The following is a 20,887-nucleotide window of genomic DNA, read 5'->3' as shown; positions in this document are numbered from 1 at the left end:
GGCTATGCTTGGGGAGGACGACCGCTGCGAAGCGGTGGTGGAGGGGCCGAGTCGCCGACCGCCTCCACCAACCACTGGCGAAACGCCTTCATCGCCAGCCCCTCTTTCCGCGACAGCAAACGGGTCAGCCAGTACCGCCCCGCGTCGATCTCGATCGCGAAAGGCTGGACCAGCCGCTCGGTGGTCAGTTCGCGTCCGAACATCGCCTTCGGGGCGAGCGCCACGCCGAGTCCCGCCATCGCTGCTCCGACCATCAGCGCCGAGCTGTCGAACATCGGACCGCGCAGGGTCGGCGGCTGGACGCCCGCCACCGCGAACCAGCTTTCCCATTCGCTAACCCGATAGGATCGCAGCAGCCGCTCACGCTGCAAATCGCCCGGCCCCTGCAACCGTTCGGCGACCGGCGGCGCACAGAGCGGGGTCAGCGGCGCCGCCATCAGCGGCTCTGCGTGCGTTCCATGCCACGCGCCGTTGCCGAAACGAATGGCATAGTCCAATCCCTCCCCCGCCAGATCGACCCGGTTGTTGTTGATCGCCACCCGCAGATCGATGTGCGGATGGCTCGCGGCGAAACCGTCCAGCCGCTCCAGCAGCCAGCCGGTGGCGAAGGTCCCGACCACCCCGATATTCAGCACATATTGAAAGCCACCCTCGCCGAACCGATCCAGCGTCGCGCCGATGCGATCGAACGTCTCGGCGAGCACGGGCACCAAAGCCTGCCCATCATCGGTCAACGCCAGTCCGCGTGGCAAACGGTGGAACAGCCGCGCGCCCAGCCTTTTCTCCAGCGCGGCCACCTGATGGCTGACCGCCCCCTGGCTGACACAGAGCTCGATCGCGGCGCGAGTGAAGTTCAGATGCCGCGCCGCCGCCTCGAATGCGCGCAGGGCGTTGAGTGGAAGCTGGGCTCTCTCCATGGCCGTCATCATGAATTCTGCTCATGGCTCTGTCGAGGGAAGATGCTTTGTCCTTCACCGGCAAAGCCCGCATCATCATGGCCAGGGAGAACGGACCATGTTTGCCAGACTAGCCGCCGCGATGATCTTCGCCCTTGCCAGCACCGCCGCCGCGCCGCCGCAGGGCGATCCGCTGACCCGGCCCATCGTCACCGATCGCACCGCCGAATGGCTGACGCCCCGCCCGCCGGTGCGGGTGTTCGGCAAGACCTATCTGGTCGGCTTCGGCGGCCTGAACGTCGCGCTGATCGATACGGGCAAGGGCCTTATCCTGATCGACGGCGCGCTGCCCCAGGCCGCGCCCGCCATCCTGGCCAATGTCGCCAAGCTGGGTTTCCGCCCGCGCGACATCAAATATATTCTCAGCACCGAACCGCATTTCGATCATGCGGGCGGCATCGCCGCGCTGGCCCGCGACACCGGAGCGACCGTCATCGCCAGCGCGCGCGGGGCGGAGGGCTTGCGGACCGGGCGCCTCGCCGCGGACGATCCCCAGCGTGGCTATGACAGCCGCTTTCCCGCCGTCCGCTCGGTACGGGTAATCCGTGACGGCGAACGGCTGACCCTGGGCGATACCAGCGTCACCGCACGCGCGACGCCGGGCCATACGACGGGCAGCATGAGCTGGACCTGGCGCGCCTGCCAGGGCACCCGCTGCAAGGCGATCGTCTTCGCCGCCAGCCTGAACCCGGTCTCGACCGACGATTATCGCTTCTCCGCCGCCAGCAGACGCCCGGTCGTCGCCGCCTTTGCGCGAGGACAGGCCGCGATGCGTGCCCTGCCTTGCGATATCCTGATCACCGCCCATGCCGATCAGGACGGCGCAACCGACCGCTTCCGCACCGATCCCGGCGCGTGCCGGGCCTATGCCCTGTCGTCGCAGCGCGCCCTGGCGAAACGGCTCAAGAGCGAGGCTCGCTAGGTCCTGCCCTATTCCTCCCCTGGAAGGGGAGGTGGCAGGCCGAAGGCCTGACGGAGGGGTGTCTCCGCTGGAGAGATCGACCAAACTCACGGCTGGTCACACCCCTCCACCATGCTTCGCGCGGTCCCCCTCCCCTTGCAGGGGAGGAATGAACAGGGGGCGACCTTACATCTCTCCGCGCTGGCGGCGGATCGCGTACCATTTGCGCACATTGGCATTATGCTCGGCCAAGGTATCGGCGAAGACATGCCCCCCCGATCCGTCCGCCACGAAATACAGCGCCTTGCTGTCCGCCGGATTCAGCACCGCGTCGATCGACGCGCGGCCCGGATTGGCGATCGGCCCGACCGGCAGGCCGGGACTGGCATAGGTGTTATAGCCATTTTTCGCATGCAGTTCGGACCGCAGGATGCGGCGACCAAGCGGACGCCCCTTGGTGATCGGATAGATCACGGTCGGATCGGCCTGAAGCGGCATGCCGATGCGCAGGCGGTTGCCATAGACCGCCGCGACCGTCCGCCGTTCGGACGGCTTGCCCGTCTCCTTCTCGACGATCGAGGCGAGGATGATCGCCTCCCGCGGCGTCTTGACCGCGATGCCGGGCTTCCGGTCGGCCCAGGCCTTGGCGAGATACTCCTTCATCGCCTTCTGCATCCGCGCGACGACCGAGGCGCGGGTGTCGCCCTTCTGATAGGCATAGCTGTCGGGCAGAATCGAACCCTCGGCGGGAACGGCCACATCGCCGCTCAGGCCATCGGCGCGCAGCAGCGCATCATGAACCAGCACCGAGGGATAGCCCTCCGGCACCGGGACCAGCCGCTGGCGGACCCTGCCGTCCTTGAGCAGGGTCAGGATGTCGGAGGCGCTGGCCTGTTCGGGAATGGCATATTCGCCCGCCTTGATCGCACTCCCACCGCCGAACAGCCGGGCATAGATACGGAAGCGGCTCGCCGAGCGAATCGCACCGACCTTTTCCAGTTCGTTCGCGGCGCGAGCCAGGCTCGCCCCCTCGGGCACCACGACCGCGAGCGGTTTGTCCGCCGGACCGCTGCCCGCCCAGTCATGCGCGACCCAGGCAAAGACGGCGATGCCGATCAGCCCCAGCAGCAACCCGATACAGCCGACCTTGCGCATATCTCACCCGGTTTTGACGGGCGCTGGGGCCCGGACATGGAACGACCCCGGCGACGATCCGGGTCCGCTTGCGTGTCAGGCCGATGGCGCGGGCCTAGCCGTTTTGCAAGCGGGCCCGATCGACACCGGGGTTGGAATATCATCACTACGCTCCGTTCGCACTGAGCGAAGTCGAAGTGCACGTCCAAGGTCCAGCCCGTATCCCTTGGCCTTCGACTTCGCTCAGGCTGAACGGAGGTTGGGGATTATCGGGCCAAGGATTACCGCCGTTCGGCCTGAGCGCCGTCGAAGGCCAAGGGAAACCCTGAACGCACAACGACCCCGCCCCTCACGAACGGCGGTTGGAGCGATCAGATCGCCTTCATCACCAGCGAGGCGTTGGTGCCGCCGAAGCCGAACGAGTTGTTCAGCACCGCCTTGACCTCGCGCTTCTTCGCCTTGTGCGGGACCAGGTCGACGCCCTCGGTCCCTTCGTCCGGGTTATCGAGGTTCAGCGTCGGCGGCACGATCTGGTCGCGCAGCGCGAGGATGCAGAAGATGCTCTCCACCGCACCGGCGCCGCCCAGCAGATGGCCGATGGCCGACTTGGTGCTCGACATCGACGCCCCCGACAGATCGTCGCCGAACACCCGCTTGGCCGCGGCCAGTTCGATCGTATCGGCCATGGTCGAGGTGCCATGCGCGTTGATATAGTCGATGTCCGACGGCTCCATGCCGGCCTTGCGCAGCGCCATGCGCATCGCATTCTCGGCACCCTTGCCCTCGGGGTGCGGCGCGGTGACGTGATAGGCGTCACCCGACAGGCCATAGCCGACGACCTCGGCATAGATTTTCGCGCCGCGCGCCTTGGCGTGCTCATATTCCTCGAGCACGACGACGCCAGCGCCCTCGCCCATCACGAAGCCGTCGCGACCCTTGTCATAGGGACGGCTCGCCTCGGTCGGGCGGTCGTTCATGCTCATGTTGAGCGCGCGCGCCTGGGCGAAGCCCGCCACGCCCAGCGGATTGATCGTGCTTTCCGCACCGCCCGCCAGCATGATGTCGGCATCGTCGTCACGGATCATCCGCGCCGCATCGCCGATCGAGTGCGCGCCGGTCGAGCAGGCGGTGACGACCGCATGGTTGGGGCCCATCAGGCCATATTTGATGCTGACCTGGCCCGAAATCAGGTTGATCAGGCGGCCATGGACGAAGTGCGGGCTGACCCGGCCGGGGCCACGCTCATGCAGGTTGACCGATTCGATCTCGATGCCCGGCAGGCCGCCGATGCCCGAACCGATGGAGACGCCCGCGCGCAGCTTCGTCGCCTCGTCCATCTCGGTCAGGCCGGCGTCTTCCAGCGCCTGTCCGGCGGCGTCGATGCCATAGACGATGAAGGGATCGACCTGGCGCTGGACCTTGTGGTCGACGCGCTTGTCGGGGTCGAAGCCATATTCATGGTCCTTGGGCTTCACCTCGCACGCGATGGTGCATTTCTGCCCCGTGGTATCGAAGCGGGTGATCGTTCCCGCGCCGGACTTGCCAGCGATCAGATTGGCCCAGGCGGTTTCCACATCCGCGCCCAGAGGCGTGACAAGACCCAGTCCGGTGACGACGACGCGCCGCATATTCCACTCCATTCCACAACGAAAACGGCTCCCCGCCCGCTATGTCGGGGTCGGGGAGCCGCTTGAAACCTGGCCTTGGCGGCCCGTTCGGCCCGCATCATCTGCAGGCCGAGGCCCCGGAATTAGGCCTTGTTCTCGTCGATATAGGTGATCGCGTCCTTGACGGTCGTGATCTTCTCGGCGGCATCGTCCGGGATTTCGACACCGAACTCTTCCTCGAACGCCATGACGAGCTCGACGATGTCGAGGCTGTCGGCACCGAGGTCGTCGATGAAGCTCGCGTCCTCGGTCACCTTGTCGGCTTCGACGCCGAGATGCTCGACGACGATCTTCTTCACGCGGTCGGCGGTCTCGCTCATGGTAATCCCTTCTCGTAATTCATCGGGGGTTGATACTTGCTGAACGCACGTAGAACGCGCGCCCAAGTCTGGCAAGCCCGTCCAGCGACGGACTTGGGCCAGGATCGGATCATTCGAGCCCTTTTGGGGGCTTAGAGCATCGCCATGCCGCCATTGACGTGCAGCGTCTGGCCGGTGACGTACCCCGCCTCCTTCGACGCCAGGTACACGACGGCGGCGCCGATATCCTCGCCCTTGCCCAGATCGCCCGCCGGAATGCGAGTGAGGAGCGCGGCCTTCTGCGCCTCGGGCAGCACGTCGGTCATCGCCGAGCGCATGAAGCCGGGCGCGACGCAGTTGACGGTGATGTTGCGGCTGGCCAGTTCCTGCGCGACCGCCTTCGACATGCCGACCAGGCCCGCCTTGGACGCGGCATAGTTCGCCTGGCCCGGATTGCCCGTCGCCCCGACGACCGAGGTGATCGAGATGATGCGGCCGAACCGCGCCTTCATCATCGGCTTGGCGGCGGCGCGGATCAGGCGGAACGCGGCCTCCAGATTGACGCGGATCACCTGGTCCCACTCCTCGTCCTTCATCCGCATGGTCAGATTGTCGCGGGTGACGCCCGCATTGTTGACCAGGATGTCGATCTTACCGCCCAGCGCCTCCACCGCCTGCGGGATCAGCGCATCGACGGCGGCGGGGTCGGAGAGGTTGCACGGCACCGCGACATGCTCGCCACCCAGTTCGGCACGAAACGCCTCCAGCTTGTCGATATTAGAGCCGGACAGCGCCAATTTCGCCCCCTGCGCCGCCAGCGCCCTCGCCACCGCTGAGCCGAGCCCACCCGATGCGCCGGTCACGAGGGCGGTCATTCCTGTCAGGTCGAACATGCTTATTCTCCGATTCTTTGGTTCACGCGGAGACGCGGAGACGCGGAGGGAGTGTGGGAATTGACGATCCGTCGCACCCCTTCTCTCAGCGTTGCGCCGCCAAAGTTGATCAGCAAACCGACCGGCTGGCCGGTCAGCCTCAAATAGGTCAGCAGTTGCTTGGCATGAGCGGCGGTCAGCCGCTCAACCGATTTGATTTCGACGAGCAAGCGCTCATCAACGAGGAGGTCGATACGGAAAGCGGCATCGAAGGTCATACCGTCGAAATGAATGTCTACCGGACGCTGACGCGCGACCGTCAAACCCATTCGGTCCAGCTTGCCCGCCAGAACGGTTTCGTAGACGCTTTCTAGCAAACCCGGCCCCAAGTCGCGGTGCATATGCAACGCCACGTCGAGAACGGCTCCACTGATCTCGTCTATATCCCGCATCTCCGCGCCTCCGCGTCTCCGCGCGAAATCAAAGCTTCGCGAGAAGCCCCTCGATATCGTCCATCGTCACGACGCTCACCGCCTCGCAGTCCGGCGCGATGCGCTTGACCATGGGGGCGAGCACCTTGCCGCCGAATTCGACAAAGTTCGTTACGCCCGCATCCTGCATCGCCAGGACCGATTCGCGCCAGCGGACCATGCCCGTCACCTGCGCCACCAACAGCGTACGGATCACGTCCGGATCGGCGACGGGGGCGGCCTCGACATTGGCATAGACCGGGACCAGCGGCGCGCGGATCGTCGCCTCTGCCAGCGCCGCTTCCATCGCGTCGGCGGCAGGCTGCATCAGCGGGCAGTGGAAGGGGGCGGACACGGGCAGCAGGACGGCACGCTTGGCGCCCAGGTCCTTGGCGAGCGCCACCGCCTTTTCGATGGCCACGCGGTGGCCCGAGATCACGACCTGCGACGGGTCATTGTCGTTGGCGACGGTGCAGACCACTCGCTCGCCACTATCAGCCAGGATCGAGTCGACCGCCGCGCCCGCGATGGTCTTCGCCTTTTCCAGGTCGGCGCCCAGCAAAGCCGCCATCGCGCCCTCACCCACCGGCACCGCCGCCTGCATCGCCCGCCCGCGCAGCTTCAGCAGCCGCGCGGTCGTCGCGACATCCAGCGCGTCGGCCGCGCACAGCGCCGTATATTCGCCCAGCGAATGGCCCGCGACGAAATCGGCCTTCTCGGCCAGGCGTACGCCACCTTCCTTCTCCAGCACGCGCAAGGTCGCGATGGCGTTCGCCATGATCGCGGGTTGCGCATTCTCGGTCAGGGTCAGTTCGTCGGCGGGGCCCTCGGTCATCAGGCGATAGAGGTGCTGGCCCAGCGCCTCGTCGACTTCCTGGAAGACTTCGCGGGCGACCGGGCTCGCCTCGGCCAGCGCCTTGCCCATGCCGACGGCCTGGCTGCCCTGGCCCGGAAAGATGAATGCACGCATATGTCGTTCTGCCATGAAATGGTAATAGGATGGCCCGCGCGGTAGAAAGGTCGCCCGCCGCTGGCAAGTGCGCGGCCCCTTCCCCGCTTGCCTTTTGCCCGCAATTCGCTATGAGCCAGCGCACCATTGGGCGGGAAGCACCTGCTTCACCCGCCCTCATGCCATTTTGGCATGACGGTATTGAAGTATGGAAGACAGCCGGAGGGGCGCACCACGTGGGGTGGGCGTCAGCGATCGGCCAACATAAGGTAAGCTGCATGGCTCTTTACGAGCACGTGTTCCTTGCGCGCCAGGATCTGGCACAGGCGCAGGTGGACGCGCTGGCGGAAGCCGCCACGAAGATCGTCGAGGACAATCAGGGCAAGGTCGTGAAGACCGAGACCTGGGGCCTGCGTTCCCTGGCGTACAAGATCGCCAAGAACCGCAAGGCGCATTACGTCATGCTCGAGATCGACGCCCCCGCGGGTGTCGTTGCCGAGCTGGAGCGCCAGACCCAGATCAACGAAGACGTGATCCGCTACATGACCGTCAAGGTCGACGGCCTCGAAGAAGGTCCGTCGGTGATGATGCGCAAGCAGGAGCGTGACCGCGAGCGTCGTGCCGATCGTGGCGAGCGCCCCGACCGCGCTGACCGTCCCCGTCGTGATCGTGAAGAGGAAGCCGCATAATGGCCCGCCCGTTTTTCCGTCGCCGCAAGAGCTGCCCCTTCTCCGCGAAGGACGCGCCCCGGATCGACTATAAGGACGTCCGTCTGCTCCAGGGCTTCGTGTCCGAGCGCGGCAAGATCGTGCCTTCGCGCATTACCAGCGTGTCGGCCAAGAAGCAGCGCGAACTGGCCCAGGCCATCAAGCGCGCCCGTCACCTGGGCCTCCTGCCCTACGTCGTGAAGTAAGGAGTCCTAGAGATGGACGTTATTCTGCTTGAGCGCGTCGAAAAGCTCGGCGCCATCGGCGACGTGGTCACCGTGAAGGACGGCTTTGCCCGTAACTTCCTGCTGCCGCGCAAGAAGGCGCTGCGCGCCAACGAAGCCAACAAGAAGGTGTTCGAGGCCAACCGCGCCCGCATCGAAGCCGAGAACGCGAACCGTCGCGCCGAGGCCGAGGTCGAGGCGAAGACCTTCGACAACGTGACCGTCACCCTGATCCGTCAGGCGTCGAACGTCGGTCAGCTCTACGGCTCGGTCGCGGTGCGCGACCTGGTCGACGCGCTGGTCGCCGATGGCCACAAGGTCAACAAGAGCCAGATCGTGCTCGACCGTCCGATCAAGGCGATCGGCCTGTACGACGTGCGTGTCGCGCTTCACCCGGAAGTGGCCGTGACCGTCAAGGTCAACGTCGCCCGCTCGCCGGAAGAAGCCGAGATGCAGGCGCAGGGCGTCGACGTCATGGCCTCGATGTTCGAGCGTGACGAAGCCGGCTTCACCGAGGATTACGATCCCAACGCAGAGCCCGGCGCCACCGCCGAGGTTCAGCCGGAGCAGGAAGAAGAAGCGCAGGGCTGATCCCCAGCGCTTCGGCCTTCCGCCTAAACAGAAAGGGCCGTCCGGCATGTCCGGGCGGCCCTTTCTCGCGTCTTGGGGCGACGGAGGATCGCGCGCGGGCCTTAAAACCGCGCTTCCCGGGTCAGGGGCAGGCGACGCAGGCGCTGACCACGGCGGCCAATGGGATGAGCGCGAAAATCAGAGGCATGATGTGCTTCATATCAAAAAACGCCCAAACCCTTATTGAAGCCAATAATACACGGCAGCGTGCAAAAGTTGCGTCAAGATGAACGCGCCGCCGAAAATAATTTCGGTTGATCGCTATATAGACTCGCTTCATCGCCGAAAAAGGGATGATCCGGGTTGGATCGAACCGCCGATGCGATCCGCAGTTGAATGCGCGCCGTGCACGATCCGGCCACTATCCCGCGGTCATTCCTTCACATCGGTGTCGCCGCCATCATCGTCCTCAGCGCCGGTATCCACAGTCGACTTCAACGTCAGGCGAACGACCTCCTGTCGCAGCAATGCCGCTTCGGGACTGTCGGCGGGAAATTGCTTCAAGGACTGCTGGACGCCCAGGATCGCTTCACGCGCACGGGAAACCTCGGCCCGCCTGGTCAGTTCGCGGCGATACGCGCCCACATCACCATTGTTGTTCGCCGCCTTGAGAAGGAGCTCGAGGCCTTTGTAGAACGAACATTGCGCGTGATAGGCGTTCACGTCGCGAATGGCGTCATCGATCGACCATGCGCCCAAGGCCTGCTCATAATGTTTCTGGATTTCGGCCTGGCGCAACTGACGCTCCGACCAGATCACCTGGCTGATCGCCTGCGCGATCGTGTTGCGATAGACATGGACGTTGATATGGTCGCGACTGGCACCCGCCAGCGTTGCGCCGCCCGCCAGAATAGATTTGGCGAGATCGCCCGAGACGATGGACGCCGCCGTCGAGAACCCCGTCCCGAAGATGCTGAGCGCGGTATTGACCGTCGCCTCATTGGCGGTCAGGCGCCCCAGTTCCTGAACACAGATATCGTCCGACTGCTTGATAAGGATAGAGGTCAACCGGTTGCGATATATCGCTTTCTCGGTCGCCATCGCATAGGCCAGATTTCGGCGATCCCTGATCCCATAGCGCGGCGACCGGCCTGCCTCGCGATCATATCGGGCATCGACTTCCGGAAAGGCGAAGCAGTCGAGGTTGATCGCCCCCATGCGCGTGTCCGATCCGCTGGCCATGACCAAAGGACAGAATTTCAGGGGATAAGCGGCGGACGACACCGGATTGACGCGACTTTGCGCCTCGAGCGCGCTGCGCTGACCGGCACATCCCGCCAAAGACGCACCCATAGCCAAAATGCCGATCATCGATCGCACCGATGACGCCCTGCCGCGCTTCATAATGCCCCCATCACTCGCCCAAGAGTTGCAGGCGACGCTACTATGGGGTCAGAGGGCCACCGCTATCCAATCGCATCCGAATTGACAGAGCTGGTCCATTCCGGTCGCTTCGTTAGGATTTCGGCGAGCAATGAAAGGAGCGAGATTACTTCCGCCCGAACAGCTTCTCGATATCGCCATGTTGCAACTTCACCCAGGTCGGGCGGCCATGGTTGCACTGGCCGGAATGCGGGGTGACCTCCATTTCGCGGAGCAGCGCGTTCATCTCGGCGACCGACAGGATGCGGCCCGCGCGAACCGAGCCGTGGCAGGCCATGGTCGCGGCGACATGGTCCAGTCGTTCGCGCAAAGAGAGCGCCTGGTCGAACGCCGCCAGTTCGTCGGCCAAGTCGGACACCAGCCCCTTGGGATCGCTCTGCCCGAGCAATGCGGGGGTGGAGCGCACCAGCATCGCGGTCGGACCGAAGCGTTCGAGGTCCAGCCCGAACTCGGCCAGTTCCTTCGTCCGCGCCTCCAGCCGGTCGCAGGCGGGTTCGTCCAGTTCGACCACTTCGGGGATCAGCATCGCCTGCGACGCCACCCGGCCGCCGGTCAGCGCGGCGCGCATCCGCTCCAGCACCAGCCGCTCATGCGCGGCATGCTGGTCGACCAGGACCAGCCCGTCCTCGGCCTCGGCGACGATATAGGTCTTGGCGACCTGGCCCCGCGCGACGCCCATCGGGAATTGCCGAACCTCGGGCGGCGGCGCGCTGGCGGCTTCGGCACGGGCCAACGGCGGGGGAGCCGAGAAGCCGGGGCGCGGCGCGAAGAGCGACTGGCGGTCCATCACCCGCGCTTCCGGGGCGGCGGCGGACCAGTCATCGGCGGGCGGAATGGCCGGCTGCGGGGCGGTACCGACGCCCTCCGTCTGCCACATGGCGAGCGCGGACTCGGCCGGCCGCTGCACGCTGCGATGGCCCGCCTCGTCCAGCGCGCGGCGAAGCCCCGAGACGATCATGCCCCGGATCAGGGCGGGGTCGCGGAACCGGACCTCGGTCTTGGCCGGGTGGACGTTCACATCGACCTCGGTCGGCGGCAGGTCGAGGAACAGCGCCACGACCGCGTGGCGATCACGCGGCAGCATCTCGGCATAGGCACCGCGAATGGCGCCCATCAGCAGCCGGTCGCGCACCGGTCGTCCGTTGACGAACAGATATTGGTGATCGGCAATGCCCCGGTTGAAGGTCGGCAGGCTGGCGACACCGCCCAGCGTCACTGAGTCGCGGACCCAGTCGATCGCGACCGAATTCTCGGCCAGCGCGCGGTCGGTCAGCCCCGCGACTCGCCCCGGTCGCTCCTCGCCGCCCGGCACGGTCAGCGCCCGCCTGCCGTCATGCTCCAGCGTGAAGGCGATGTCGGGCCGCGCCATCGCCAACCGGCGCACCATGTCGAGGCAGGCGGCATATTCGGATCGCGGCGAGCGCAGGAATTTGCGGCGGGCGGGGACGCGCGCGAACAGGTCCTCCACCACGATCCGGGTGCCCGGCGGTACCGCGGCGGGGCCGTCGCGCAGCACCTCGCCATTGTCGACGACGCGGGCCCAGCCATCGCGCCCCGCCGGGCGGCTTTCGATCGTGACCCGCGACACGCTGGCGATGGAGGGCAGCGCTTCGCCCCGAAATCCGAGGGTTACGACCGATTCGATCGCCTCGTCCGGCAGCTTGGACGTGCAGTGCCGTTCGAGTGCGAGAGCCATATCCTCCGCCGACATGCCGCATCCGTCATCGGCCACCTCGATCCGGCTGAGCCCGCCCTGGCCCAGCGTAACGGCGATGCGCGTGGCACCCGCATCGATCGAGTTTTCGACCAGTTCCTTCAACGCACTGGCGGGCCTTTCAACCACTTCACCGGCTGCGATACGATTGACGAGATGCGGAGGCAGACGCCGTATTGACATGCGGCAAACCCTAGCCCAAGCGACGGCATCCCGCGACCCCGCAAATGACGGTGCAGGTGCCTGTAACGGCTCTTGGCGGCGGTCTGGGATATGAGTCCACGCCCACCCGGTCCACCAGACGGAACGAAAGCCTCGATGCCCCTTCCCCGCTTCCTGAAATTCATGTCGCAAGACATGGCGATCGACCTCGGCACCGCGAACACCGTGGTCTATGTCCGCGGACGCGGCATCGTGCTGAACGAGCCGTCCGTCGTCGCGGTCGAGACGATCAACGGCATCAAGAAGGTGAAGGCGGTCGGCGACGACGCCAAGCTGATGATGGGCAAGACGCCGGGCAATATCGAGGCGATCCGCCCGCTTCGCGACGGCGTGATCGCGGACATCGACGTGGCGGAACAGATGATCAAGCACTTCATCCTGAAGGTGCACGGCCCGCGCAAGTTCGCGCGCTGGCCCGAGATCGTGATCTGCGTTCCCTCGGGTTCGACCAAGGTGGAACGTCGCGCGATCCGCGACGCCGCCTCGAACGCGGGCGCGAGCCAGGTCTTCCTGATCGAGGAGCCCATGGCCGCCGCGATCGGCGCCGACATGCCCGTCACCGAACCGATCGGATCGATGGTCGTCGATATCGGCGGCGGCACGACCGAGGTCGCGGTGCTGTCGCTGCGCGGCCTGGCCTATACCACGTCGGTCCGTGTCGGCGGCGACAAGATGGACGAGTCGATCGTATCCTATGTCCGCCGCAACCATAACCTGCTGATCGGCGAAGCCACCGCCGAGCGGATCAAGCAGGAAGTCGGCATCGCGCGTCCGCCCGCCGACGGCATCGGCGTGACGATCCAGATCAAGGGCCGCGACCTGGTCAACGGGGTGCCCAAGGAAATCTCCATCAACCAGGGCCAGATCGCCGAGGCGCTGTCCGAGCCGGTCGCGACCATCGTCGAGGGCGTTCGCGTCGCGCTGGAGAACACCGCGCCCGAACTGGCCGCCGACATCGTCGACCAGGGCATCGTCCTGACCGGCGGCGGCGCGCTGCTCGAAGGGCTGGACGAGGTGCTGCGCGACGAGACCGGTCTGCCGGTGACGGTGGCGGAGGACCCGCTGACCTGCGTGGCCCTCGGTACCGGCCGTGCGCTGGAAGACCCGATGTATCGCGGCGTCCTGCTGAACGGCTAACCTCCAGGATAAGGGGACCGGCGCATGGCGCCTGCCCGCGACCGTCGCACCGGCTTTTCGCGACGGCGGCAATATGGAGCTTTCCTGGCCTATGTGCTCGCGGTGGCGGGTGCGGTGGTGGGCGCGGTGCTGCTTGTCGCATCGACCTTCCACCCGCCCGCCTTCGGCGCCCTGCGCATGACGCTGGGCAGCGTGACGGCGCCCATCTCGGGCGGCTTCGTCGCGATCGGCGATGCGATCAGCGGCGTGCCCGATACGATCGGCGATTATTTCTTCGTCCATTCCGAGAATGAGCGACTGCGCGCCGAATTGGCCCAGTCGCGCAAGATCCTGCTGACCGCGCGGACCATCGCTTATGACAATCGCCGGTTGCGGCGTTTGCTGGCGGTCCGCGACCGGACGCCCGACAGCGTCGCCACCGCCCGGCTGGTCAGCTCGACCGGGGCGAGCGGTCGCCGCTTCGCCCTGCTCAATGCCGGGCGCTGGCAGGGCGTGACGCCCGGCATGGCGGTGCGCGGTCCCGAAGGCTTGATCGGGCGCGTGACCGAAGCGGGTCCCGCCGCCGCGCGCGTCCTCTTGCTGACCGATCCGGAAAGCATCGTGCCCGTCCGCCGGACGCGCGACGGCCTGCCCGCCATCGCGGTCGGGCGCGGGGATGGGATGCTGGACGTGCGGTCGGTCACCACCAACGTCCGGCTGGCCAAGGACGACCTGTTCGTCACTTCGGGCACAGGCGGCCTTTACGCGCCCAACATCCCGGTGGCGCGCATCCGCAGCGCAGGCGGAGACGTGGCGATCGCACGCCCGTTCGTTCATCCCGACATGCTGGACTTCGCGATCGTTCAGCGCGCCTTCATGTCGATGCCGCCATCTGCGCCGGCGCCCCGGCCGTGACCCTCGACACCTATAACCCTTTCGACCCCGGACTGCCCCCCGCCCGCGCCCGCGCGCTGCCATGGCTGACCGTGATGGCCGGATCGTTGACCGCCATCGTCCCGGTGGTGGCGATCGTGCCGTTGCAACCGCCCATGGGCCTGCTGATGCTGCTGGCGTGGCGGCTGGTGGCGCGGTTCGCGCTGCGGCTCTGGGCAGCGGCGCCGCTGGGGCTGTTCGACGATCTGTTGTCGGGGCAGCCGCTCGGCTCGGCGATGCTGCTCTGGTCGCTGACCTCGCTCGCCATCGATCTGTTCGAGCATCGGCTGGTGTTCCGCGATTTCTGGCAGGACTGGCTGATCGCCAGCGGCGCCATTGCCTTCTGCCTGATCGCCGGGCGGTTCCTGGCGGTGCCGATGGCGGCGCAGGTCGATGCGCCGCTGGTCATCCAGATCGCGATCACCATCCTTCTCTTCCCCATGGCCACCCGTTTGGTCGCCTGGATCGATCGCAAACGCGGCCGGAATGAGGTAGGGGTCTGACATGGAACGCCAGGGGCGGATCATGACCGAGGCGGCGCAGGCCTATAGCTTTTCGCGCCGTGCCTTCGTGCTCGGCGCGGCGCAGGGAGCGGTCGGGCTGCTGCTCGCCGGGCGGATGGCGTGGCTATCGATCGCGCAGAACGAGAAGTATAATCTTCTCTCCGAGAGCAACCGCGTCAACACGACGATGATCCCGCCGCGCCGGGGCTGGCTGATCGACCGGCACGGGCTGCCCATCGCCAACAACCGCACCGATTTCCGCGTCGACATCATCCCCGACCGGCTGGCCGACGAGGACAAGGAGCGGGTGCTGAACCTGCTCCGCCAAATCCTGAAGCTGGACGATGAGGCGATGAACCGCATCCGCCTGGACCTGGAACACGCCGCCGGGTTCCAGCCGGTGCAGGTCGCCGAGCGGCTGGACTGGGAACGCTTCGCGGCGGTCAGCGTCCGCCTGCCCGAACTGCCCGGCGTCCAGCCGACGCGGGGGTTCGCGCGCTTCTATCCCGCCGGACCGGCGGTCGCCCACCTGACCGGCTATGTCGGCACGCCCACCGCCGAGCAGTTCAAGGCCACGCACGACCAGTTGCTCGTCACCCCCGGTTTCAAGCTGGGCAAGGACGGGCTGGAAAAGATGCTGGAGCCCTATTTGCGGGGCAAGCCCGGCGCGAAGCGGGTCGAGGTGACCGCGCGCGGCAAGGTCGTCGCCGAGCTCGCCACCCGCCCCGACGTGCCGGGTCGTAACATCCGCCTGACCATCGATGCCGGGTTGCAGGAATATGCCGCACGGCGTCTGGGCACCAATTCGGGTTCAGCGGTGGTCATCGACTGTCGCACCGGCGAGACGCTGGCGATGGTCTCGATGCCCGCCTACGACCCCAACAGCTTTTCGGACGGGATCAGCCATCTGGAATGGTCGATGCTGTCGGAGAACGACCATGTGCCCCTGATGAACAAGGTGACGCAGGGGCTGTATCCGCCGGGCTCGACCGTCAAGCCGATGAACGGACTGGCCTTGCTGGCGGCCGGGGTCGGCGCGGACGACCGCATCCTGTGCACGGGCGCGATGCGGGTCGGCACCGGGGTGTTCCACTGCCATAAAAAGGGCGGGCACGGCGCGCTCAACCTGAAGGGCGCGATCGAGCAGAGCTGCGACATCTATTTCTACGAGATGATCCGGCGCATGGGGTACGACAAGATCGCGCCGGTCGCACGGATGCTGGGACTGGGGCAGAAATTCGACCTGCCGCTTAATACGCAGCGTTATGGCACCGTGCCGGATTCGGCGTGGAAGCTGAAGAAATACAAGACGAAATGGACCATCGCCGATGGCCTGAACGCGTCGATCGGCCAGGGCTATGTGCTGGCCAATCCGTTGCAACTGGCGGTGATGGCGGCGCGGATCGCTTCGGGTCGCGACCTGAAGCCCAGCCTGTTGTCGCACCAGGTCCATCTCGACGCCCCCGCCCTGCCCCTGGCGTCCGAGCATCTGGCGGTCGTGCGCGATGCGATGTTCGGCGTGGTCAACCAAGGCGGCACGGGCGGCGCGGCGCGGATGCTGGTGCCCGGCGTCGCGCTCGCGGCGAAGACCGGCACGGCGCAGGTTCGCCGGATCAGCATGGCGGAGCGGCGCAGTACCGGCGTGCTCAAGAACGGGCAGTTGCCGTTCAAGCTGCGCGATCACGCGCTGTTCGTCGGCTTCGCGCCCGCCGACAATCCGCGCTATGCCATCTCCGTCGTCCTCGAACATAACGGCCATACCGTGCGCAATCTCGACGCGCCGCTGATCGGGCGCGACATCATGACCTATCTGTTCGACCGGGACCGGGCGCTCGCTTCGCTGGCACAAGACGAGCCCACCTGGGGCGGCGACATCGCCACCCGGATGCGCGCCGACGAAGCCGCCTATCGCGCCGCCCATTCGCCCAAGCCCGCCTCCGCCGCGACCAAGACCGATGCGGGCGCCGCCACCGACGCCCCCGCGGTCGAGGCGGCGACCAACGTGTCCGACGCGCAGGCCGAAGCGATGGCGACGCGCGAGACCGACCCCGGCGACGATATAGCGGACCCCAATCCATGAGCGGTCCCCGCATCATTCCCGAACCCATCGCGCAACTGCCCTGGCGGGTGATCCTGCTGGTCATGGCGATCGGCTGTTTCGGGCTGGTCGTGCTCTATTCGGCGGCGGGCGGATCGCTGACCCCCTGGGCCAAGCCGCAGGGGGTGCGCTTCTTCGTGCTGCTGGCGGGATCGCTGGTCCTGTCGCGCCTGCCGCTCGATCTGTGGCGACGGATCGCCATGCCGGGCTATCTGATCCTCGTCGTCCTGCTCGTGCTCGTCGAACTGCTCGGTGCGGTGCGCGGGGGCAGCCAGCGATGGCTGGATGTCGGCTTCATCCGCCTCCAGCCGTCCGAGTTGATGAAGCTGTTCATTGTGCTGGGCGCGGCACGCTTCTACGAGCTCATGCCGCCGGCCGAGACGCGGCGCTTGTCGGGGATATGGCCGGTCGCCGCGATGATCGGCGTGCCCGCCGCGCTGGTGATGAAGCAGCCGGACCTGGGCACCGCGCTGATGATCTGCGCGGGCGGGGCGACGGTCATGTTCCTGGCGGGGGTGCCTCTGCGCCTTTTCATCGGCGGGGCGATGGCGTTGGCGGTGGCGGCCCCCCTGGCGGTCAATTTCGTGCTGCACGATTATCAGCGCAACCGGGTGCTGATCTTCCTCGACCCCGAAAGCGATCCGCTGGGCACCGGCTATCATATCAGCCAGTCCAAGATCGCGATCGGATCGGGCGGCATATGGGGCAAGGGCTTCCTCAACGGCACGCAGAGCCATCTCGACTATCTACCCGAAGGTCATACCGATTTCGTCTTCGCGACCATGGCGGAGGAATGGGGACTGATCGGCGGGTGCCTGTTGATCTTCGCGTTCCTGATGGTCATCCGTTGGGGCCTGAACGTGGCGCAGGCCGCCCCGACGCGCTTCGCCCGGCTGACGGCGGCGGGGCTGTCCACCACGATCTTCATCTATGTCATGGTCAATCTGATGATGGTCATGGGTCTCGCGCCCGTGGTCGGCATCCCCCTGCCCCTGGTCAGCTATGGCGGATCCTCGCAGATGACGGTGCTGCTGTGCCTGGGCATATTGATGGCGATCGACCGGGAAAACCGGCGCGCCGCGCGCTGGTGACCCGCGAAAAAAGTCGCGCCATTCGCCGAAAAGCATTTGCAAAGCGGGAAGGCGGTGCTAAAGGCGCGCCTCCCGATCACGAGGCGGGCCGCCGGACGGCCTGACGAGCGTGACGATCGGACGCATAGCTCAGTTGGTAGAGCAGCTGACTCTTAATCAGCGGGTCCTTGGTTCGAGCCCAAGTGCGTCCACCAGTTTTTCCGACGGCTCCGCAGCGATGCGGGGCCGTTGTGCTATGGGGCCCTTCGCCCCCCAAACGGGATAGATGATTGATGGCAGGATATAAGGTTCCCGGTTTCGCCGATCGTGCATCGGCTTCGCGCGATGCCAAGGCGGCGGCGCTCGAAAAGTTGCGCAACAAGGCCGCGCCCGACCCGGCGGTGGTCGCCGCCCGCGCCGCCGCGCGTGAGGCCAAGGAGGCCGCCGAGGCCGAGCGCCGCGCCGCGCACAAGGCCGCGATCGAGCAGGAAAAGGCCGCTCGCGAGGAAGCCCGTGCCAAGGCCCAGGCCGAGGCGGACGCCGCCGCAGAGGCCGCTGCCGCCGCCGCACGCCCGCCGGTGGTTCCGACCGCCGCCGAGCTGAAGGCCGCGCGCGACGCCCGCTACGCCGCTCGCAAGGCACGCCAGGGCAAGTGACCCCGCGCGAGCTGCTGGGCGTCGCCGAGGTGCCCGGCGGCGAGCCGCTACGCCTGTTCCGGCGCGGCAAGGACTTCATGATCGTCCTCGACCGCAACGAGCTGATGAGCACGCGGATGAGCGGCTCGGAAGTGGCGCTCGGCACGATGACCTGCGACCGGCTAAACGGGCGGAATGCGCCGCATCTGCTGATCGGCGGCTATGGCATGGGCTTCACCCTACGCGCGGTGCTGGCGCGGCTGGGCAAGGATGCGCGGGTCACCGTCGCCGAACTGGTCCCCGGCATCATCGAATGGGCGCGAGGACCGATGGCGGAGTTGACCGCCGGGTGCCTGGACGATCCGCGCGTGACGCTGGCCATGGGCGATGTCGGCAATGCCATCTATGCGGGGCGCGGCACCTATGACGCGATCCTGCTCGATGTGGACAACGGCCCCGACGGGCTGACCCGCCCGGCCAATGACGGGCTTTATTCGGCCCGTGGGCTGGACGAGGCGCGCATCGCGCTTCGCCCGGGCGGCGTGCTGGCGATCTGGTCCGCCGCGCCCGACCCCGTCTTCACCCGCCGCCTGTCGCGCAATGGCTTCGCCGTGGATGAGGTGAAGGTCCGGGCCCGCGAAAACGGCAAGGGCGCGACCCATACCATCTGGTTCGCGACGCCGCGCTGAGCTTTCCTTCCCCCCTCTGGGAGGGGAGAAGGAAGTGCCTTTGCCCGGCATATCCGGCACCGGCTCAATCCTCGCGCTTGGCCCCGTCCAGTTCCTTTCGCAGCCGCTCCTGCTCCACGGCATCGCGCTGCTTCTCCGCCTTGGTCCGACCGAAACGCGCCCGGTTTTCGGTCGCCTGTTGTTCGGCCGCCTTGCGGACCAGAGCTTTGCGCGCCTGACGGAAATTAACGACCTCGCCCATCAGCGCCGCCGCAACCGCCGGAACAGGCCCTTTCGCGCGGTCAGCGACTCGAACATCTCGGTGGGGCCTTCGGGGTCCAGCACTTCATTATCGGCCAGCCATTCCTCGACGCTGGACAGATCGGGTGCCTCATAGGGGCGAAGCGTCCGCCCCTTGGTCCCACGCAGTTGCTCGACCGCCTTCACCAGTGAGCCGTTACGCGCCACGGCCTCCGCCACGTCACCGGGGGCCACACCCAGATGCTCAGCGAGCAGGTCGTCTCGGATCACGCTGATCCGCCGCCCCGCCGCGCTGTCGGGTTCGACCGCCAGCGCCAGGTCGCATTCGGTGTCCAGCCGCATCGAGCGGTTGTTGAGGTTGGACGACCCCAGCCGGAACACCCGGTCGTCGGCGATCAGGATCTTGGCGTGGCAATAGATCGCCTCACCCCCCGCCGTGAACGGGTGATAAAGCCGCAACCGTCCATGCCGGTCCCGCCGCCGCAGCGCCTCGATCAAACGGGCGCGCGCCGTGTCCATCGCGATCGGCTCCAGCCAGCCTTGCGCGGTCAGCGGGTTGATGATGACGAATTCGGGGCCGTCCACCTCGTCCAGCCGCCTGGCGATCGCCTCCGCCACGCGGCGGGAGGCGAAATACTGGCTCTCGATATAGACATAGCGTTCGGCCCGCGCGATCTGCGCCAGGAACAGCGCCTCATTCTCATGCACCGGGGCTTGGTCGTCCATCTCGGGCATGGTGCGCGCGATCGCGACCGGCTGGTCGATGAAGTCGGGCTCCAGTCCCTCTGGCCAGCAACTCGCACCCGGCACCGCCGGGGCCATGCGCTTGCCGCCCGCCAGATGCCAGCGCTCGCGGAACAATTCGCCCAGCGCATGGGTCACGGGCCCCTCGACCGCGCTGATCGCGTCGTGCCAGGGCTTGTAGGGCTGACCGCCGGGACGCTTGCGGCCGGGGTCGTTGTCGCGATGTTCGCGCGTGTCCCAGCGGTCGCTGGTCATGTCGATCCCGCCGCAAAAGGCCAGCTGGTCGTCGATGATGACGATCTTTTGATGATGCGAGGCGGCGATGGGATGATGGCCGTCCATCTTGGTATGGATACGCTTGTGCGCCATCCACTTCATCACCGTGAAGAAGGTCCGCCCCCGGAACAGCGACTTGATCGCCCCCGTGTCCCAGCGGAGCAGATATATCTCAAGCTCCGGCTGGCGCTGGACCAGCGAATAGATGAAGTCGCCCACCGTCTCGCCGGGCGCTTCGTCGTGATCCAACATGATCCGCGCGTCGAAGTCCCAGCCGATCAGCAAAATCTGCCGCCGGGCGTTCAACATCGCGCGGCGGGCCATGCGGAAATATTTCTCCGCGTCGATGATGACCGCCATCCGGTCGGCCTGTTCGATCCGCCAGCATTCCTGTCCGACCTTCACGCCGATCTCCCGATTACCGCCGCGTCATGCCCGGACGATCCGCCGCTGGC

Annotated in this window: 22 protein-coding genes and 1 tRNA gene; 12 read left to right on the top strand and 11 right to left on the bottom strand. The window is 66.6% G+C overall.

Going from position 1 to position 20,887, the window contains the following annotated elements; genetic code table 11:
• Window positions 1-2: 2 nt before the first annotated feature.
• Window positions 3-917: a LysR family transcriptional regulator gene (locus tag OXQ33_RS00200; protein ID WP_267432707.1), complete on the bottom strand. Its 915-nt coding sequence runs from the start codon at window positions 915-917 to the stop codon at window positions 3-5.
• 97 nt (window positions 918-1,014) lie between these two features.
• On the opposite strand from OXQ33_RS00200, the gene bla reads away from it, so the two are divergent.
• Entirely contained in the window at window positions 1,015-1,878 is an 864-nt protein-coding gene (gene bla / locus OXQ33_RS00195; protein WP_267432426.1) for a subclass B3 metallo-beta-lactamase, read from the top strand.
• A gap of 165 nt (window positions 1,879-2,043) precedes the next feature.
• Here bla and mltG read toward each other — a convergent pair whose 3' ends face one another.
• From mltG to fabD, 6 genes are all read right to left on the bottom strand, one after another.
• Window positions 2,044-3,012 (bottom strand): endolytic transglycosylase MltG, encoded by a 969-nt coding sequence (gene mltG, locus OXQ33_RS00190; RefSeq protein WP_267432424.1) that lies wholly within the window; start codon window positions 3,010-3,012, stop codon window positions 2,044-2,046.
• Window positions 3,013-3,362: 350 nt separating this feature from the next.
• Window positions 3,363-4,619, bottom strand: a complete 1,257-nt coding sequence (gene fabF / locus OXQ33_RS00185) for a beta-ketoacyl-ACP synthase II (RefSeq protein WP_219020125.1) — start codon at window positions 4,617-4,619, stop codon at window positions 3,363-3,365.
• A gap of 122 nt (window positions 4,620-4,741) precedes the next feature.
• A complete protein-coding gene (locus OXQ33_RS00180) occupies window positions 4,742-4,978 on the bottom strand; it encodes an acyl carrier protein (RefSeq protein ID WP_007403554.1) in 237 nt (78 codons plus the stop codon).
• 131 nt (window positions 4,979-5,109) lie between these two features.
• Window positions 5,110-5,850, bottom strand: coding sequence for a 3-oxoacyl-[acyl-carrier-protein] reductase (gene fabG / locus OXQ33_RS00175; RefSeq protein ID WP_267432421.1), 741 nt, complete (start codon window positions 5,848-5,850; stop codon window positions 5,110-5,112).
• Window positions 5,851-5,852: 2 nt separating this feature from the next.
• Entirely contained in the window at window positions 5,853-6,281 is a 429-nt protein-coding gene (locus tag OXQ33_RS00170) for a GxxExxY protein (RefSeq protein ID WP_267432420.1), read from the bottom strand.
• Between the two features lie 28 nt (window positions 6,282-6,309).
• Window positions 6,310-7,269 (bottom strand): ACP S-malonyltransferase, encoded by a 960-nt coding sequence (gene fabD / locus OXQ33_RS00165; RefSeq protein WP_267432419.1) that lies wholly within the window; start codon window positions 7,267-7,269, stop codon window positions 6,310-6,312.
• A 257-nt stretch (window positions 7,270-7,526) separates the two neighbouring features.
• Here fabD and rpsF point away from each other — a divergent pair, with 257 nt between their 5' ends.
• From rpsF to rplI, 3 genes are read left to right on the top strand one after another with little or no spacing between them, the layout of a single operon-like run.
• Window positions 7,527-7,937: a 30S ribosomal protein S6 gene (gene rpsF, locus OXQ33_RS00160; RefSeq protein ID WP_267432706.1), complete on the top strand. Its 411-nt coding sequence runs from the start codon at window positions 7,527-7,529 to the stop codon at window positions 7,935-7,937.
• Entirely contained in the window at window positions 7,937-8,161 is a 225-nt protein-coding gene (gene rpsR / locus OXQ33_RS00155) for a 30S ribosomal protein S18 (protein WP_007403456.1), read from the top strand. Before rpsF ends, rpsR begins: the two co-directional genes overlap by 1 nt.
• A 12-nt stretch (window positions 8,162-8,173) precedes the next feature.
• The gene (gene rplI, locus OXQ33_RS00150) at window positions 8,174-8,770 is read left to right on the top strand and encodes a 50S ribosomal protein L9 (protein WP_267432418.1); all 597 of its coding nucleotides are present in this window, start codon (window positions 8,174-8,176) and stop codon (window positions 8,768-8,770) included.
• A 411-nt stretch (window positions 8,771-9,181) separates the two neighbouring features.
• On the opposite strand, the gene OXQ33_RS00145 is transcribed toward rplI, so the two are convergent.
• Window positions 9,182-10,102, bottom strand: a complete 921-nt coding sequence (locus OXQ33_RS00145) for a hypothetical protein (RefSeq protein WP_267432417.1) — start codon at window positions 10,100-10,102, stop codon at window positions 9,182-9,184.
• 196 nt (window positions 10,103-10,298) lie between these two features.
• Window positions 10,299-12,089 (bottom strand): DNA mismatch repair endonuclease MutL, encoded by a 1,791-nt coding sequence (gene mutL, locus OXQ33_RS00140; RefSeq protein WP_267432416.1) that lies wholly within the window; start codon window positions 12,087-12,089, stop codon window positions 10,299-10,301.
• A 135-nt stretch (window positions 12,090-12,224) separates the two neighbouring features.
• Between mutL and OXQ33_RS00135 the strand changes: the two genes are divergently transcribed.
• The 8 genes from OXQ33_RS00135 to OXQ33_RS00100 all read left to right on the top strand — a co-directional run bounded on the left by OXQ33_RS00135 (window position 12,225) and on the right by OXQ33_RS00100 (window position 19,172).
• On the top strand, window positions 12,225-13,265 hold the full coding sequence (locus OXQ33_RS00135) for a rod shape-determining protein (RefSeq protein ID WP_007403442.1): 1,041 nt from the start codon (window positions 12,225-12,227) through the stop codon (window positions 13,263-13,265).
• A 24-nt stretch (window positions 13,266-13,289) separates the two neighbouring features.
• Window positions 13,290-14,159 (top strand): rod shape-determining protein MreC, encoded by an 870-nt coding sequence (gene mreC, locus OXQ33_RS00130; protein WP_267432414.1) that lies wholly within the window; start codon window positions 13,290-13,292, stop codon window positions 14,157-14,159.
• Window positions 14,156-14,680, top strand: a complete 525-nt coding sequence (gene mreD / locus OXQ33_RS00125; RefSeq protein WP_267432413.1) for a rod shape-determining protein MreD — start codon at window positions 14,156-14,158, stop codon at window positions 14,678-14,680. Before mreC ends, mreD begins: the two co-directional genes overlap by 4 nt.
• 1 nt (window position 14,681) lies before the next feature.
• Window positions 14,682-16,760 carry a penicillin-binding protein 2 gene (gene mrdA / locus OXQ33_RS00120; protein ID WP_267432412.1) on the top strand — a complete coding sequence of 693 codons (2,079 nt, stop codon included), beginning with the start codon at window positions 14,682-14,684 and terminating at the stop codon, window positions 16,758-16,760.
• Window positions 16,757-17,869 (top strand): rod shape-determining protein RodA, encoded by a 1,113-nt coding sequence (gene rodA / locus OXQ33_RS00115; RefSeq protein WP_267432411.1) that lies wholly within the window; start codon window positions 16,757-16,759, stop codon window positions 17,867-17,869. The genes mrdA and rodA overlap by 4 nt, the downstream gene beginning before the upstream one ends.
• Window positions 17,870-17,987: 118 nt before the next feature.
• Window positions 17,988-18,063 (top strand) — tRNA-Lys (locus OXQ33_RS00110).
• A gap of 78 nt (window positions 18,064-18,141) precedes the next feature.
• A complete protein-coding gene (locus OXQ33_RS00105) occupies window positions 18,142-18,504 on the top strand; it encodes a DUF6481 family protein (RefSeq protein WP_061779050.1) in 363 nt (120 codons plus the stop codon).
• Entirely contained in the window at window positions 18,501-19,172 is a 672-nt protein-coding gene (locus OXQ33_RS00100; RefSeq protein WP_267432410.1) for a spermidine synthase, read from the top strand. Before OXQ33_RS00105 ends, OXQ33_RS00100 begins: the two co-directional genes overlap by 4 nt.
• A 64-nt stretch (window positions 19,173-19,236) precedes the next feature.
• On the opposite strand, the gene OXQ33_RS00095 is transcribed toward OXQ33_RS00100, so the two are convergent.
• Window positions 19,237-19,413, bottom strand: coding sequence for a DUF4169 family protein (locus OXQ33_RS00095; protein ID WP_267432409.1), 177 nt, complete (start codon window positions 19,411-19,413; stop codon window positions 19,237-19,239).
• Complete coding sequence (locus OXQ33_RS00090) at window positions 19,413-20,837, bottom strand: phospholipase D-like domain-containing protein (protein WP_267432408.1); 1,425 nt, start codon at window positions 20,835-20,837, stop codon at window positions 19,413-19,415. Before OXQ33_RS00090 ends, OXQ33_RS00095 begins: the two co-directional genes overlap by 1 nt.
• Between the last annotated feature and the right edge of the window lie 50 nt (window positions 20,838-20,887).

Source organism: Sphingomonas sp. GM_Shp_1 (assembly GCF_026540895.1).
Classification (GTDB): Bacteria; Pseudomonadota; Alphaproteobacteria; order Sphingomonadales; family Sphingomonadaceae; genus Sphingomonas.
Note: the sequence above shows the minus strand (reverse complement) of the source record. Positions and strands in the feature narration are given on the sequence as shown.

Coding starts and splice junctions, on each gene's coding strand:
- OXQ33_RS00200 (WP_267432707.1), bottom strand. CDS start 917: ATGGAGAGAGCCCAGCTTCCACTCAACGCCCTGCGCGCATTCGAGGCG.
- bla (WP_267432426.1), top strand. CDS start 1,015: ATGTTTGCCAGACTAGCCGCCGCGATGATCTTCGCCCTTGCCAGCACC.
- mltG (WP_267432424.1), bottom strand. CDS start 3,012: ATGCGCAAGGTCGGCTGTATCGGGTTGCTGCTGGGGCTGATCGGCATC.
- fabF (WP_219020125.1), bottom strand. CDS start 4,619: ATGCGGCGCGTCGTCGTCACCGGACTGGGTCTTGTCACGCCTCTGGGC.
- OXQ33_RS00180 (WP_007403554.1), bottom strand. CDS start 4,978: ATGAGCGAGACCGCCGACCGCGTGAAGAAGATCGTCGTCGAGCATCTC.
- fabG (WP_267432421.1), bottom strand. CDS start 5,850: ATGTTCGACCTGACAGGAATGACCGCCCTCGTGACCGGCGCATCGGGT.
- OXQ33_RS00170 (WP_267432420.1), bottom strand. CDS start 6,281: ATGCGGGATATAGACGAGATCAGTGGAGCCGTTCTCGACGTGGCGTTG.
- fabD (WP_267432419.1), bottom strand. CDS start 7,269: ATGCGTGCATTCATCTTTCCGGGCCAGGGCAGCCAGGCCGTCGGCATG.
- rpsF (WP_267432706.1), top strand. CDS start 7,527: ATGGCTCTTTACGAGCACGTGTTCCTTGCGCGCCAGGATCTGGCACAG.
- rpsR (WP_007403456.1), top strand. CDS start 7,937: ATGGCCCGCCCGTTTTTCCGTCGCCGCAAGAGCTGCCCCTTCTCCGCG.
- rplI (WP_267432418.1), top strand. CDS start 8,174: ATGGACGTTATTCTGCTTGAGCGCGTCGAAAAGCTCGGCGCCATCGGC.
- OXQ33_RS00145 (WP_267432417.1), bottom strand. CDS start 10,102: ATGGGTGCGTCTTTGGCGGGATGTGCCGGTCAGCGCAGCGCGCTCGAG.
- mutL (WP_267432416.1), bottom strand. CDS start 12,089: ATGTCAATACGGCGTCTGCCTCCGCATCTCGTCAATCGTATCGCAGCC.
- OXQ33_RS00135 (WP_007403442.1), top strand. CDS start 12,225: ATGCCCCTTCCCCGCTTCCTGAAATTCATGTCGCAAGACATGGCGATC.
- mreC (WP_267432414.1), top strand. CDS start 13,290: ATGGCGCCTGCCCGCGACCGTCGCACCGGCTTTTCGCGACGGCGGCAA.
- mrdA (WP_267432412.1), top strand. CDS start 14,682: ATGGAACGCCAGGGGCGGATCATGACCGAGGCGGCGCAGGCCTATAGC.
- rodA (WP_267432411.1), top strand. CDS start 16,757: ATGAGCGGTCCCCGCATCATTCCCGAACCCATCGCGCAACTGCCCTGG.
- OXQ33_RS00105 (WP_061779050.1), top strand. CDS start 18,142: ATGGCAGGATATAAGGTTCCCGGTTTCGCCGATCGTGCATCGGCTTCG.
- OXQ33_RS00095 (WP_267432409.1), bottom strand. CDS start 19,413: ATGGGCGAGGTCGTTAATTTCCGTCAGGCGCGCAAAGCTCTGGTCCGC.